Source organism: Tenuibacillus multivorans, from assembly GCF_900103915.1.
In the GTDB taxonomy this organism is placed as follows: Bacteria; Bacillota; Bacilli; order Bacillales; family Alkalibacillaceae; genus Tenuibacillus; species Tenuibacillus multivorans.
Map to the genome: position 1 here is coordinate 253,293 of NZ_FNIG01000001.1, position 13,572 is coordinate 266,864.

A 13,572-nucleotide genomic window follows, 5' to 3' on the forward strand; every position below is an offset into this window, starting at 1 on the left:
TTTTGATGTGACAATTTTGTCATATGCGTGTTAGATTTTCGAATCAAGTCATTTCCTGGGATTTTATAACAGTTTTATAGACAAAATATGCTAAATCATAGTATAATAGACTTAGATAGAGAGAATTTTGAATAAATATGGACAAGACTTATGAGAGAGGTCACAGGGAAGCCACTCGCTAGGGGTAAGTCCCTATGGTGGGTGGCTTTTAAAATTTAAGGGGGAGAGCTAGTTGGTAAGAGGTATTAAAAACCGCATTGTTCTCATATTATCTTTTATTGTTCTTTTGGTTTCATTTTTAATTCATGTATTGCACCGGGTCTTTAACATTGCCGATCTATGGGATCATCATGGAGCGGAACAGATAAGCCTGGTTACGAATATTTTTTTGATCGTACCGGTTATTCTTTTTATTATGTCTTTGATTTTGTATCGAATGAATCGGGAACATCCATTTCTGCCGCTTTTTAATACGCTCACGATTACTTTTAGTAGTGTGTCGATGATTGCTGGCGGGGAAGGGATGGTTGAATATCATTTCTCTATTTTCATGGTTGTGGCCATTATAGGTTACTATGAAAGTATTAAACTTATCTTGATTATGACAGCTATATTTGCTGTGCAACATTTGGCTGGTGTTTTCTATATTAGTGAGTATGTGTTTGGTACAGACTCTTATCCGTTTTCAATGGTCATGATTCATGCGTTATTTTTAATTGGAACATCCGGGGCTATTATTTGGCAAACAGCAAATAAGCGAAAGCTCGTGGCGGACCTTGATGAGAAGGAGAAAAAACAAGAACTCTTAAATGGTATTATCGAAAAGTTATCTCACACGTCTGAAAAGCTAATCGATGAATCAGGGAAGTTAAAACATAATTATGAGTCCAACCAGGTAGCGCTTAAAGAAATTGTTTCGGGTATACAGGAAATTTCAGCTGGGGCTGAAACTCAGAAAAATAAAACGGTTCAAAGCTCACAAGCCATTCAAGATATCGCCACAGGCGTTCAAAATATTGCAACGACATCAACTGAAGCTTCTGAGGTATCTTTAAATACTGTTCAGGAAGCAAACGATGGAAATGACATGATTCAAAAGACAGTCGATCAGATGAACTCGATTAATGATAAAGTTAGCTCGTCATCTGATACGATTAAACTATTGAATAGTCGTTCCAGGGAAATCGGTGAAATTGTCGAGTTGATTACGGATATTTCATCACAAACAAATTTACTCGCTTTAAACGCTGCGATTGAAGCAGCAAGGGCTGGTGAGCATGGAAAAGGCTTTGCTGTGGTGGCAGATGAGGTAAGACAATTAGCAGAGGAGTCCGCAAACTCAGCGAATCGAATTACAGAGCTTGTCCAATCCATTCAAGAAGATACCACGACTTCAGCGGATTCTATGAATGAGGCTATGACTTCGGTTAAAGATGGACTACGAATTGTTCAAGATACCGGTGAGATTTTCGGTAAAATACATACGTCAGTTGAAGGGGTGGCTGAACAGATTAAACAGATTTCTTCTTCAGCGAAGGATGTTTCAGACGTATCCGAACAATCGTCAGCTACTATTCAAGAAATGACAGCCTTTGCTGAAGAAGCAACGGATAATGCTCAGAACGTCGCAAGTTCATCTGATGAACAACTAGAATCAACAGAGTTCCTATCAACTCTCATTGCAACGTTAAATGAAATCTCTCATGAGTTAGAGGAACTGGTTAGTAAAACGGAAGAACTAAAATAGTAGTCCAGGTAGGGTGTTACAAGCACCCTACTTTTATGTGGGTTAAAATAAGTCTAAGATTAATTCTTTACCTCCATGACTCTATGAATCAATGGATAGATTAAATACCCCACCATAACCCCGGTCACGTTTAGTATTAGGTCATCTATATCTAAACTTCCACGTCCAGTGAAAAATTGCAATCCTTCTATAATACAGACCCCTAACACAGCGTATCCAACAAGTTGAATGAGTCTAGGTTGTTTCCTATATCTATAGAAGATCCCAAATGGTATGAATAGCCCAAGGTTAGCTCCCAAATTATATGCCGCGATCAATAAGTTAACTTCTCCATTCAAATAAAAACGAATTGTATTAAAAGGTATAAGATTAATGTTTTCTATCCCTTCTCTACTCGGCCTAAAAAATAATAGGGCAAATAGTGCCAGACTGTAGACAAACATGATGAAATGTAAGGTTTGTTTAGAAATATAAAGTTTTTTTCGACCTATCAATAGCCCCACAAATAATCCTATGAATGTTAAACAAAACCAAATAACTGCCATGACTAGCGCATGGAGGTAAAGCGTCAGCTGCATCCAAAGCGGTATAAATATGACAAAAATAATTTGCGATATGATCAAGCTGTATATGATGGGCATACGTCCTCCTAGATACTTTATATAGAATTATATCAGAAATCTTTTTGTTTTATTTAGACAAATATTGTGCCATTGACAATAGTGTATGTCATACAGTATATTAAGTTTAGGAGATGATGACATGAGTGAGGACGTCAATAAGCTTGTCGATAAGCTAATGCATGAATTAAGGCGTGGCACGATTACAATCGGAGTATTAAGCCAGCTTTCTGAACCTCAATATGGTTATTCGTTGGTGACGATGCTAAACGAAAAAGGGGTTCAGGTTGAACCTGGCACATTGTATCCGTTATTACGCCGCTTGGAAAAACAGGGACTGTTAAGTAGTAAGTGGGATACGAATGAGTCACGCCCACGGAAATATTATTATTTAAATCATCTAGGGCGTATGGTTTACGACGAGCTTTGTGTTGAGTGGCGAAAAATCGTATCAAGCCTGGATTTTATAATTGAAGAAGATAGGGGAAATTAATGATGAAGATGATTGATCGATATCTTTACGCCGTTTCGAAACGACTTCCTCCTTCTCAGCGTGAAGATATTTCAGAGGAGTTACGCGGATTAATTGAAGATATGCTTGATTCCAAAGTGGGAGATCGAGAAGCGACGGAGCAAGACGTTGAGGAAGTTTTAGTCGCCTTAGGTTCTCCTAGTGAACTAGCAGCTAAATATGGCGGGGTTAAAGAATCTTTAATTGGGCCGAGATTATACTATACTTATATTTCGGTAATAAAAGTCGTACTATTCTCGATTCTGTTGGCTATGGGTGTTGTTTTTGCAATTGAAATTATCATGGACCCGGTTTCTATTTTGGAGCATTTTATCGATTTTATCACGAATACGATTACAGTGGCAGTTCAGGCTTTATTATGGGTAACCGTCTGCTTTGTCATAGCAGATTACAATGGTTGGAATCCTAGGAGTTTAACTAAAGGCACTCATTATAAATGGTCCCCTAAGGATTTACCAATAATTCCGGATCCCAAAAAGCAAATTAAACGAAGTGAATCTATTATAGGGATTATCTTTTCCATTTTATTTCTTATTTTTGTGACGTTTTCAAATCATCTCATTGGTATGTTTTTCTTTGAAAACGATGATTTAGTTGGTGTTGCGCCATTTTTAGACCAGGATGTCATAGGTCAGTATTTACCTATTATTTATCTTATAGTAGCGGTAGGGGTTTTGAAGGAATGTTTGAAGCTGATTATTGGTAAATGGACAAAGAACTTAGCGATTTTTAATCTACTTATAAATGGCGTGATTTTAGCGTTAATCTTTATCTTATTAAAAGATAACTTAATCTGGAATCCTCATTTCATGCAAGATTTAACACAACTAAGTGACGTTGAGCCTGGAACTGAAATTTATTCAACCATTGAAAAAATATGGGATAACTCTCGGTTAGGTTTAGTGGTTGTCTTTTTAATCGGTGTCTTGATTGATACAGTCATCAGTTTTTATAAGGCTTTAAGAAAAGATGCATCATTTCGGTAATTTTGGGGCTTCAGAACAAGGGTATATAGTGAAAGGATCTCGCATCACGCGAGATCCTTAAACTTCTGCAATATCCACAAAATCATTTTTCTTAGGGAAGGTGAGTTTTAATGTTGTACCTTCTCCCGGTTTCGATTGAATGTCTATTTTGATGTGTAAACTGTTAGCAACTCGTTTCGTTAAATAAAGCCCCATGCCAGTTGCAGCGTTGTCTTGATGCTCAGCTGTTGATGTAAACCCTTTTTCAAAAATTCGCGGCAGGTCCTTGATGTCAATTCCTCGTCCTTGATCCTGGATTGTTAATATTTTTTGATCGTCATGAGTCATGCTCGTGATGGTGATATTAGAGTTCTTACTGTATTTTACCGCATTCGATAATATCTGTCGGATAATAAAAGCAAGCCACTTCCCATCGCTAAGTACTTTCGTTTCATTTAGATTAATATCAAAACCGATTCCTCTGTGAATACACCACGATTTTAAAGTTTTAATCTCTTGGAAAATAATCGGTTCAAGCTCCGTTTTTTCGATATATAAGTCGTTTTCAATAATCGACATGCGTTTTTTATGTAGTTGTTGATCAAGTAATAAATGAACACGAAGCCATTCGTAATTTAAGTCAGCCTTTAAATGTTGGTCCTCGATTCGGTCTATAATGAGCTGCATCGCCGTTAAGGGTGTTTTAACTTCATGAATCCAGGAAAGAAGCTCATCTTTCTCCTGTTCCAAATTTGTTTGATTATGTGATTGAACTTGCTTCAACTGTTCCGTTTGCTTCGTTATATTTGTTGAGGCGATTTTTTCAAAAGGTGTGACAGGAGTCGGAAGATCAGCCTCATCAAGGTAGTTCGTTCGTTCTCGAAGTTGCCTATAATATCGCGATTCTATTCGATATCGAATGATGATGAATAACACAAAAATGATAAAGGATAAAAACACATAATAAGCGATTGAACTAACTGGAATTTGTGAATCTAAGTAGGAAATAAACAAAAGTAAAGCATGGAAAAGTAGAATAAGAAGAATCCAGCTTTTGCGCTCGATTAAAAACCTTCTAATCATAATGTTTTGCCTTCTTTCGCTATGTATCCTTGTCCTACTTTAGTCTCGATATATTGACCAAGTCCAATTTCGTCTAAACGTTTTCTCAAGCGATTAACGTTTACCGTTAAGGTGTTATCACTGATGAAACGCTCGTCCTCCCATAGGCTGTTAATCAGCTCTTCACGACTGACAATGTTGTTTTTATGTTCAATGAGTTCTCTTAAAATATATGTCTCGTTTTTAGTTAATTCAATCGTTCCAGATTCGTTTGAAACAGTGTTTTTCTCATAATCGATTGTCGCACCGCACCATGTTTTTAGTTGGATTTGATCGGTGCTATAGTTGTAAACTCGACGAAGAATCGCTTGGATTTTGGCTATAAGTACATCAAAATGAAACGGCTTCTGAATATAATCATCAGCCCCAAGCTGCATCGACATCACCATATCTGTTGGGTGATCGCGTGAAGAAAGAAAAATGATCGGAACGTTAGAATGCGAACGAATCATGCGACACCAGTGAAAGCCATCGTATTTAGGCAGTTGAATATCAATGATGACTAAGTCCGGTTTTATCTCAGAAAATTCATCCATGACTTGGTTGAAATCCTTAATACCATGGACGTCATACGACCACTGTGTTAATCTTTCTTTTATTTCATGAAAAAGGGATTTGTCATCCTCGATTACAAGTAATTTGAACATAATCTTTCACCTGCTTATCAAATAAAGCTTCATTAAAGCAAGTATATATGGAGTTTATTGGTTAAACAAGAGAATGTGTAGAGTTTAGGATAGGCTAGATATCATGAATTATGACATCTATTGTTTAGTCAAAAAAGGTACCGGGGAAGGTTACATTTTACTTAGTTACATAATTTCTTAAAAATTTAATGTCAGTATCATGTTCTTTAACCATGATCACAACACTTTCAAAATTATTTAGTTTTTCAGTATTAGTAGCCACTTGTCTCGATACGTTATCCAATTTTTGAATAATGATCTTCTGATTATGCTCAAGTGAGCTAACACTATTTTCGAGCGAACTAACATTATGCTCAAGTGAGCTAACACTATTTTCGAGCGAACTAACATTATGCTCAAGTGAGCTAACATTATTTTCGAGCGAACTAACGTTATGCTCAAGTGAGCTAACACTATTCTCGAGTGAACTAATGATATTTTCAAATGATTTTTGGCGATTATCTAGGGAATTAATGCGGCCTTCAAGCATACTCTGACGGTTATCAAGAGATTTAATACTGTTTTCAAGCATTCTTTGACCACTTTCAAGCTTCTCTAATCGCTCATTGATTGGCTGTAATTTTTCATCAAATAGTGAAGATAACATTTTCTTTAAATTGATTTCGTCCATTGATTTCACCTCCAATATAAATTATATCAATTAACTTAAATTAGTGGTAGATTAAAAAAGAAATTGAATAATAATGTGTCTATGGAAGTTGATATAAACCAAGAATATTATTTTTAACATTGAAGTCCGTGATTCTAATGGTAAAATATAGTAAAAGGGTATGATATACCTTCTACTCCCTTACGAAAGGGGGTGAAAAAGATGGTAGAGATTACATCAGCGTTTACTTCGTTGATTAATTTAGCTGTCGCGATCGTTAATTTTATCGTAGCTTTGTTAATCTTCAGGAGCAAAAAGACAAAGAACCCTCACTTCCGCAAAAAGTGAGAGTTCAACCTACAACTAAGGGTCGGGGCTTTTTAAGCCCCTCCCTACTATCATCTTACCTATATCATACCCTCATTATTCAAAAAAAACAAGAATGAGGTGTTAATAATGGAAAGTGCAGCGTTTTTTGTATCGTTACTTGCACTTGTGATTGGATTAACCGCCTTAGTATTAGCAATCAGAAATTATAAGTGAGAGATCACATCATGAAGCATAATCCTTTTGATCACATCATGAGTACACGTGAAGTATCTAAAGGGTTGGAATTAAACCAGGATTATATTAAATGACTGGCTAGGCAAGGGAAAGTGCTTCTCACTCCCCTATATGATTTTTAAAAATCAGGAAAACCCTAAAAATTGAAATTACAGAATAGCTACGATTTGAGCCAGTAAATTCTTTACAATAAGTCTCATTGAGGTGGAAAATCATGCAAATCAATGACTCTATATTTGGAACATATACCATAGAACCTGTTTTAACAGATTTAATTAAGTCCAAACCTGTTCAACGTTTAAAAGGTATACATCAAGGTGGCGCTAGCTATCTCGTTAACGAAAATTGGAATGTAACACGCTATGAGCATTCAATTGGCGTGATGCTATTAATCCGAAAACTAGGCGGTTGTATTGAGGAGCAAATTGCGGGATTACTACATGACATATCACATACCGCTTTTTCTCACGTAATTGACTTTGCCTTAGAGAATCAGGAAGAAGATTATCATGAAAAGATATTTGAGAAGGTTTTATTAAAATCAGAGATACCTGACATACTTCATAAGTACGGTTTTGATTATAAAAATATAGTCCTAGATGACAGTCAGTGGTCAATCTTGGAGCAGCCATCACCTGACCTATGTGCAGATCGAGTCGATTATACTTTAAGAGACATGTACCATTACGAGAAAATTTCTAAAGAAGATGTTGACAGATTTTTAGATTCACTAGCTATCGTAGACGGTAAAATATGTTTGAATAATCTGACCCATGCAGAATGGTTTGTAGAGACGTATCATAAAGAAGTTATTGATTTTTTTATGGACCCTCTTAATATTTTTGGTTATGATCGGTTAGCGGGAGCGATCAAACATGCGTTGGAAAGAGATATTTTAATCCTGGATGATTTATTTGAGGAAGATGAAGATGTTATTCAAAAGTTAGTAAGAAGTGGTGATTCTGACATCATGAAAAACCTTAATGAGTTGCATGACCATGTTGAAATCGAAGAAAATGAGTCCGATTATGATTTGCACCGAAAGAATAAAGTCAGAGTAATTGATCCGTTAGTCAACTTGAACCATCAACTTATACGCGCTTCAGAAGTTTCTGAATCTATTAGAAAGATGAATCGAAAGGCATACGAAAAAGCGGTGAAGGGGACTTATGTTAAGATGTCCCGTTAGCATAAACTAAATCGTTGTAAGCAGTTGCTGATGCCTTATTTGTGCCAGAAGCAAGGTAGTTTATTCAGTTTAGAGAACAAGGTAATAAGAAGGTCAATGTGGAAGTTATATTGTTATGGAGGAATTTCTTTGACAACTAACTGGACTTACAAACTAATTGTTATGAATAACACGAATGAAATTTTACTAGATTCCGTATCGCTACCCACCTATTCACCAGAAGTTAGTCATGTAGCAGTCATAAACCATATTAATGATTACCTAAATAAAAACTACAATATAAAAACAAATGTTTTGAGATGTTTAAAACAGGAGAAAAATGTTCGAAGTTATGAGGTTGAAGTAGTCGAATCATGTTCCGTGACTAACGCTACATGGGTTGATTCTACAGAGGCACTAAGATATTTAAATGATCTTGATCAATCTTTATTATCAGAATGGTTATCGAACTCAGAAGAGCCTGTAGTTCCATGGTTCAAACCAGGTTGGCGGGAGGAAATGGAACAATGGATAAAAAACGTTTTACAAGATCAAACAGTGGAGATTGAGCAAATCAGGAGTTGGGAACGTTCTGCCTTATTTAAAGTTATAGCGAAAAATAGAAACTATTATTTTAAAGCTGTTCCGATAATTTTTTCACATGAGCCTAGTATAAATCAATTTTTAGACCAACATCACGCTTCGTATGTACCAGAAGTCATCGCAGTTCATCCGCAAAACAATTGGTACCTAATGCAGGAGCTGCAAGGTCCCTTGCTTGGAAAAACAAACGATTTGCACCAATGGGAGCAAGCTTTAATCAGATTAGTAGACATACAAAAGAAGTCGACTTTACATATCACAAACCCATCATCAATGTACTGTCCAACACGGCCAGTAACCTCAACGATACAACATCACCTAGAGACCGCTTTATATAAACTATACCAACATAAAGAAATTTCAACTCATACATATAATGTTTTACTAGAGAGTGTCCCTAATATCTTTCGAAAGTGTGACCAATTACAGCATTCTAATATCCCTTTAGCATTAGAACATGGTGATTTCTTTGGGGGAAATATAATCATCCATCAAGATGGACCGGTTATCTATGATTGGTCTGATAGTACATTGTCACATCCTTTTCTAAGCGTGATGGTGTTGTTAGAAGAAGTTGAACATCTTTTTTCTAAGGAAGCGGCTAAGAGATTACTAGATGAATATTTAGAGTATTGGTGTGAATTTGACTCGAAGGACAGGCTATATGATGAATATAAGCTTTTAAAAACAATTTCGCCAGCTTATTATTTAACTGTCTATCAGACTTATATTTTTACTACTTTCAAAGATAATTGGGATAAGCAACAAATTGTTGATGAGTACGTTCGTCAGTGGATTATTTGATGAGGAGTGTCTTACATTTGAAGAAAATTTACATGTTACTATTCTTTCTAATATTAATTGTTGCTTGTCAACCTACAGAAAAACTAGAATCCAAAACCTTTGAAGAAATTTACCCCAATAATTTATCAGACGTTACAAACATTGATATTAAACATGGGAATGGGGAATTAAAGTCTCTTGATAAACCGAACAAAATTAAAGCCTTCCTATCTGAAATAAGTGACATCTCGTTTACTCCAGACGAGGACCAGGAAGGTGAAGTGGGATACTTATATAGCGTAAGTTTATATGAGGGTGAAGAAGTTGTATTTTCTTTTAACACTTCACAAATAGATGACTTTTATTATGAGAATAATGAGGAGCTATTAGAGATACTAGATGATTTTTGGGGGTTATCCAATGAAAAATAAGTGGCTTGAATATGCAAAAAAGTTACAGTCTATCGCTCAATCGGGCTTAACATATTCTAAGGATAGATTTGATATTGAGCGATTTGAGGAGATTCGTAACATTAGTGTTGATATATTACATCATTATACTGAGCTGGAGCATGAAAAAGTGAGAGATTTATTTGCTAACGAAACAGGTTATCAAACACCTAAGATTGATGTTAGAGGAGCAATATTTAAGGAAGGTAAAATTTTGCTAGTTAAAGAGCAAAAGGATGGGTTATGGTCATTACCCGGGGGCTGGGCAGACATTGATACATCTTTATCTGAGGCTATTATGAAGGAAGCTAAAGAAGAAGCGGGTTTAGAGGTCAAACCAAAGCGTGTTGTAACAATTTTTGATTACAATAAGCACCAAGCCAAGCCTTTGCCCTATAGTGTATATAAAATTTTTGTAGAATGTGAGCTTGTAAGTGGTGCGTTTGAGAAAAACATCGAAACGGTAGAATCAGGCTTTTATGACTTTGATGAACTACCCCCATTATCTACAAGGCGAAATACAAAGGAGCAAATTAAGTATTGCTTTGAGGCAAGTAAAAGGGAGATTCATGAAACAATATTTGATTAGGTGAAGAAAAGTTATATAGGATACTGAAATAGAGAGGGGAATAAAAATGAAAATTTCAAACCAAACCTTCCAAAAATCTAGTGCATGGGTTAAACGTAATGCGAGGTCGTTGGATGTTGCGCGGTGGGAATATTTTTTTGAAAATGGTACCAAGGAGCAAGTCATCAAATATTTATCGGCATTTCAGAATGATGATGGTGGTTTTGGACATGGGATTGAGCCTGATTTTTGGACACCACAATCTTCACCGATGTCTACATGGGCAGCTGGACAAATATTGATGGATATTGAAGCGGATAAAAATGATAAAATCGTTCAATCGATGGTTGATTATTTAACGAAAACCTATCATGAAGACTCAGGTATGTGGGATTCAGCTATCCCAGAAAATAATGACCATCCGCATGCACCTTGGTGGGGCTGGGATGAGGATGTTCAGAAAAACTGGATGTTTAATCCGAGTGCTGAACTTGCTGCTTTTCTTGTGCATTGGTCTGAAGTGGAGAGTGAGGCATCGCAAATTGGCTGGGCTTCCATCGAAAAAGCTGTTGATCATTTAATGGCTTCAGATGAAATGGATCATCATGAGATTAATAATTTTCAGCAACTAGTTAGAATTGTTGAGCCTTATGAAGAGACGTTTAATGCTAAACTTGCATACACTTATGAGGATGTCACAGAAAAAGTAATGTCACTAGCAGAGATATGTGTCGAGAAAGATCCATCTAAATGGGCGACGGATTATTTGCCTCTACCATTAGATTTTATCAGCGGCCCTGATGATGCCCTATATGAGAGAATGGAAGCGTTAGTTGAACAGAATATCAATTTTTATTTAGAGCGAATAACGGATGAAGGCATTTGGGATATTTCTTGGGATTGGGGAATGTATCCTGAGGAGTATTCAATTGCCCGAAGATATTGGCAGGGGATATTAACGGTTGATCGGTATAAGGCTTTAAAGACATTTGGATGGCTTTAGAAAGGAAAAATAATTTTAAAAGAGGTTTTTTTAAATTATTTATTTTCCGTTTTATGCAGGGTGAAATTATTAATCAAAAAAATACAAAGTGAATAAGTAAGGTGGAATGCTGGAACATTCCACCTCTTCACAGTAAGTAGTTTCTTTTTGATGTTCGTTCTGTTTAATACTATATTATTCAACCTCTATTACAATTTTTCCTTTAGCATGATGGGTCTCACTTAAAGCGTGAGCTTCCTTAATACCTTCTTCTGTTAACGGAAAGCGGTGTCCAATTGTCACTTTAACTTTTCCTTCTTCTAGTAGTTTGGCTATTTTGGCTAATTGTTCGCCTTTAGGTTCTAGCCAAATGAAACCGGCTTTAACGTTCTTCTCCTTGGCTTTTTCTTCATTAGGTGGCGCGGCAATGGAGGTTAGTCGACCACCGTCTTTTAGAACATCGTAGCTTTTTTCTTGAATCTCACCACCAAGAGAATCGAGGACAAAATCGTAGTCGTTTAGTTCTTCTTCAAAATTTTGTTGAGTATAGTCAATTACTTCATCTGCTCCAAGCGATTTTAGGAACTCTACATTTTTGCCACTTGCGGTTGTTGCGACATAAGCTCCGATGTTTTTAGCAAGCTGAATGGCAAATGAACCAACACCTCCTGATCCAGCGTGAATCAAGACTCTATCGCCTTCCTTAACATCACCAAAATCGAACAGGCATTGCCAAGCTGTTAAAGCTGTAAGTGGAACAGCTGCTGCTTCATCAAAGCTAATGTTTTCTGGAATTCTAGCAAGTAAATGGGCGTCAACGGCTGTATATTCCGCATATGTTCCATGGTTTGTGGTCTCTGGACGAGCAAACACGCGGTCGCCGACTTGATAATCAGTTACATTGTCAGCGACTTCATCGACTACACCTGCAACATCCCAACCTAAAATGATTGGGAAATCGAATGGAACTCGCTCTTTTAAGTATCCTTCTCGCAGCTTCCAATCGATTGGATTGATCGATGTTGCATGGACTTTGACGATGACTTGTCCATCATTAGGTGTTGGTTTTTTAACCTCTCTTTCTTTTAACACTTCTTCTCCGCCGTATTGGTCAATCACTATTGCTTTCATATTGTCACCTTCTTTTTTATTATAGGTTTTAGTATGATATCCATTTGAAAGGTCTATTCAAATGCGATTGTACTAGGCGGAGTGTTTTCTAATAAAAACATTTGCTCAGATTCGGTAACAATATTAGTAAACTGAGACTGTTCTAGAATTACGAATCCTTTACTGATGAACGTTTCATTCGATTCTCTCTTCTGACGCTTGCTGTTTTAAAAATTTTTGATTCTTCCTCTGTTTCTGGATATACTTCCGGAACGGGTTTTGGTTTTCCCTCTTCGTTTACAGCTACCATTGTTAAAAAGGATTCCGTTGTCAATGCTCTTCTATCTGTGATCAAATTATGAGCTGTGACCTTTACATACACTTCCATCGAGGTTTTTCCAGTGTATGTGACAAAGCCCTCTATCGTTAGTGAATCGCCTACTTTAGCTGATGATCGGAAGTCTACAGAATCAATAGATGCAGTCACAACGGCACTATTAGAGTGCTTCATCGCTGCAAGTGCCGCAATTTCATCAATATAGGCAAGTACTTTTCCGCCAAAAATCGTATCTAAGTGGTTTGTATCTGGTGGTAAGACTAATCGCGTTTGAATGGTTTTTGAATGTTTGCATGGTAATTTCAATCCGTTTTTCATTTTCTGATCCCCTTTACTTGTAAATAATCTAGCGAAAATTTTTAGTGCATAGAAAAATCCGCCCAAATGAATTGAGCGGATGAAACGACAGCATTAATAAAGCCAAGAGGAATTACCCCCCTTTACGCTACCGATTCATCTCCTCAATCCCCGAAGGAGTTGAAACATCGAAAGCTAAGATAGGTCTCCTGACTTTTGCTTCTACCTACTTTGAGTCCTTCCCATATAACGTTTCTATATAGTGGATGATCTCATTTCGTCAGCATTTACAGTTGCGGGGGCAGTTCTGGATTTTCACCAGATTCCCTTTTACGCCTAATGGCATCTTAACTTTTGGCAACTTAAAAATGATATTTACTTTTTATATAACGCCATATTTCTAGTTAAAATAGTAAATGACTTTCACGC

At 36.6% G+C, this 13,572-nt stretch carries 15 protein-coding genes and 1 riboswitch; of the genes, 9 read left to right on the forward strand and 6 right to left on the reverse strand.

Annotated features, from left to right (window positions below; translation table 11 throughout):
* Nucleotides 1-232: 232 nt before the first annotated feature.
* Nucleotides 233-1,747 carry a methyl-accepting chemotaxis protein gene (locus tag BLP77_RS01325; RefSeq protein ID WP_093855299.1) on the forward strand — a complete coding sequence of 505 codons (1,515 nt, stop codon included), beginning with the start codon at nucleotides 233-235 and terminating at the stop codon, nucleotides 1,745-1,747.
* Nucleotides 1,748-1,806: 59 nt separating this feature from the next.
* Here the strand turns inward: BLP77_RS01325 and BLP77_RS01330 are convergent, their stop codons facing one another.
* The gene (locus tag BLP77_RS01330) at nucleotides 1,807-2,388 is read right to left on the reverse strand and encodes a VanZ family protein (RefSeq protein WP_093855300.1); all 582 of its coding nucleotides are present in this window, start codon (nucleotides 2,386-2,388) and stop codon (nucleotides 1,807-1,809) included.
* Nucleotides 2,389-2,509: 121 nt separating this feature from the next.
* On the opposite strand from BLP77_RS01330, the gene BLP77_RS01335 reads away from it, so the two are divergent.
* Together BLP77_RS01335 and BLP77_RS01340 are read left to right on the forward strand one after the other, a co-directional pair.
* Nucleotides 2,510-2,860 carry a PadR family transcriptional regulator gene (locus BLP77_RS01335; RefSeq protein ID WP_093855301.1) on the forward strand — a complete coding sequence of 117 codons (351 nt, stop codon included), beginning with the start codon at nucleotides 2,510-2,512 and terminating at the stop codon, nucleotides 2,858-2,860.
* 2 nt (nucleotides 2,861-2,862) lie between these two features.
* The gene (locus BLP77_RS01340; protein ID WP_093855302.1) at nucleotides 2,863-3,885 is read left to right on the forward strand and encodes an HAAS signaling domain-containing protein; all 1,023 of its coding nucleotides are present in this window, start codon (nucleotides 2,863-2,865) and stop codon (nucleotides 3,883-3,885) included.
* Nucleotides 3,886-3,942: 57 nt separating this feature from the next.
* Here BLP77_RS01340 and BLP77_RS01345 read toward each other — a convergent pair whose 3' ends face one another.
* From BLP77_RS01345 to BLP77_RS01355, 3 genes are all read right to left on the reverse strand, one after another.
* Complete coding sequence (locus tag BLP77_RS01345; protein ID WP_093855303.1) at nucleotides 3,943-4,947, reverse strand: sensor histidine kinase; 1,005 nt, start codon at nucleotides 4,945-4,947, stop codon at nucleotides 3,943-3,945.
* Complete coding sequence (locus BLP77_RS01350; RefSeq protein WP_093855304.1) at nucleotides 4,944-5,633, reverse strand: response regulator transcription factor; 690 nt, start codon at nucleotides 5,631-5,633, stop codon at nucleotides 4,944-4,946. The genes BLP77_RS01345 and BLP77_RS01350 overlap by 4 nt, the downstream gene beginning before the upstream one ends.
* 157 nt (nucleotides 5,634-5,790) lie before the next feature.
* Nucleotides 5,791-6,303, reverse strand: a complete 513-nt coding sequence (locus tag BLP77_RS01355) for a V-type ATP synthase subunit I domain-containing protein (RefSeq protein ID WP_093855305.1) — start codon at nucleotides 6,301-6,303, stop codon at nucleotides 5,791-5,793.
* 201 nt (nucleotides 6,304-6,504) lie between these two features.
* Between BLP77_RS01355 and BLP77_RS16095 the strand changes: the two genes are divergently transcribed.
* The 6 genes from BLP77_RS16095 (at nucleotide 6,505) to BLP77_RS01380 (ending at nucleotide 11,420) form a co-directional block, all read left to right on the forward strand.
* Entirely contained in the window at nucleotides 6,505-6,630 is a 126-nt protein-coding gene (locus tag BLP77_RS16095) for a hypothetical protein (protein WP_261753369.1), read from the forward strand.
* Nucleotides 6,631-7,060: 430 nt separating this feature from the next.
* Nucleotides 7,061-8,035, forward strand: a complete 975-nt coding sequence (locus tag BLP77_RS01360; RefSeq protein ID WP_093855306.1) for an HD domain-containing protein — start codon at nucleotides 7,061-7,063, stop codon at nucleotides 8,033-8,035.
* 129 nt (nucleotides 8,036-8,164) lie between these two features.
* A complete protein-coding gene (locus BLP77_RS01365; RefSeq protein ID WP_176752917.1) occupies nucleotides 8,165-9,421 on the forward strand; it encodes an aminoglycoside phosphotransferase family protein in 1,257 nt (418 codons plus the stop codon).
* Nucleotides 9,422-9,438: 17 nt separating this feature from the next.
* Nucleotides 9,439-9,831 (forward strand): hypothetical protein, encoded by a 393-nt coding sequence (locus tag BLP77_RS01370; protein ID WP_093855308.1) that lies wholly within the window; start codon nucleotides 9,439-9,441, stop codon nucleotides 9,829-9,831.
* Entirely contained in the window at nucleotides 9,821-10,438 is a 618-nt protein-coding gene (locus tag BLP77_RS01375) for an NUDIX hydrolase (protein WP_093855309.1), read from the forward strand. The genes BLP77_RS01370 and BLP77_RS01375 overlap by 11 nt, the downstream gene beginning before the upstream one ends.
* Before the next feature lie 46 nt (nucleotides 10,439-10,484).
* Complete coding sequence (locus BLP77_RS01380) at nucleotides 10,485-11,420, forward strand: prenyltransferase/squalene oxidase repeat-containing protein (protein ID WP_093855310.1); 936 nt, start codon at nucleotides 10,485-10,487, stop codon at nucleotides 11,418-11,420.
* Between the two features lie 174 nt (nucleotides 11,421-11,594).
* On the opposite strand, the gene BLP77_RS01385 is transcribed toward BLP77_RS01380, so the two are convergent.
* Together BLP77_RS01385 and BLP77_RS01390 are read right to left on the reverse strand one after the other, a co-directional pair.
* The gene (locus BLP77_RS01385) at nucleotides 11,595-12,530 is read right to left on the reverse strand and encodes an NADP-dependent oxidoreductase (protein WP_093855311.1); all 936 of its coding nucleotides are present in this window, start codon (nucleotides 12,528-12,530) and stop codon (nucleotides 11,595-11,597) included.
* A 148-nt stretch (nucleotides 12,531-12,678) separates the two neighbouring features.
* Nucleotides 12,679-13,164: an acyl-CoA thioesterase gene (locus BLP77_RS01390; RefSeq protein ID WP_093855312.1), complete on the reverse strand. Its 486-nt coding sequence runs from the start codon at nucleotides 13,162-13,164 to the stop codon at nucleotides 12,679-12,681.
* A gap of 161 nt (nucleotides 13,165-13,325) precedes the next feature.
* A riboswitch (cobalamin riboswitch) is annotated at nucleotides 13,326-13,508 on the reverse strand.
* Nucleotides 13,509-13,572 lie beyond the last annotated feature (64 nt).

Excerpts from the sequence above, each read along its gene's own strand:
- BLP77_RS01350 (WP_093855304.1), bottom strand. The coding sequence starts at position 5,633 with ATGTTCAAATTACTTGTAATCGAGGATGACAAATCCCTTTTTCATGAA.
- BLP77_RS01335 (WP_093855301.1), top strand. The coding sequence starts at position 2,510 with ATGAGTGAGGACGTCAATAAGCTTGTCGATAAGCTAATGCATGAATTA.
- BLP77_RS01340 (WP_093855302.1), top strand. The coding sequence starts at position 2,863 with ATGAAGATGATTGATCGATATCTTTACGCCGTTTCGAAACGACTTCCT.
- BLP77_RS01330 (WP_093855300.1), bottom strand. The coding sequence starts at position 2,388 with ATGCCCATCATATACAGCTTGATCATATCGCAAATTATTTTTGTCATA.
- BLP77_RS01380 (WP_093855310.1), top strand. The coding sequence starts at position 10,485 with ATGAAAATTTCAAACCAAACCTTCCAAAAATCTAGTGCATGGGTTAAA.
- BLP77_RS01390 (WP_093855312.1), bottom strand. The coding sequence starts at position 13,164 with ATGAAAAACGGATTGAAATTACCATGCAAACATTCAAAAACCATTCAA.
- BLP77_RS01385 (WP_093855311.1), bottom strand. The coding sequence starts at position 12,530 with ATGAAAGCAATAGTGATTGACCAATACGGCGGAGAAGAAGTGTTAAAA.
- BLP77_RS01360 (WP_093855306.1), top strand. The coding sequence starts at position 7,061 with ATGCAAATCAATGACTCTATATTTGGAACATATACCATAGAACCTGTT.
- BLP77_RS01375 (WP_093855309.1), top strand. The coding sequence starts at position 9,821 with ATGAAAAATAAGTGGCTTGAATATGCAAAAAAGTTACAGTCTATCGCT.
- BLP77_RS01345 (WP_093855303.1), bottom strand. The coding sequence starts at position 4,947 with ATGATTAGAAGGTTTTTAATCGAGCGCAAAAGCTGGATTCTTCTTATT.
- BLP77_RS01355 (WP_093855305.1), bottom strand. The coding sequence starts at position 6,303 with ATGGACGAAATCAATTTAAAGAAAATGTTATCTTCACTATTTGATGAA.
- BLP77_RS16095 (WP_261753369.1), top strand. The coding sequence starts at position 6,505 with ATGGTAGAGATTACATCAGCGTTTACTTCGTTGATTAATTTAGCTGTC.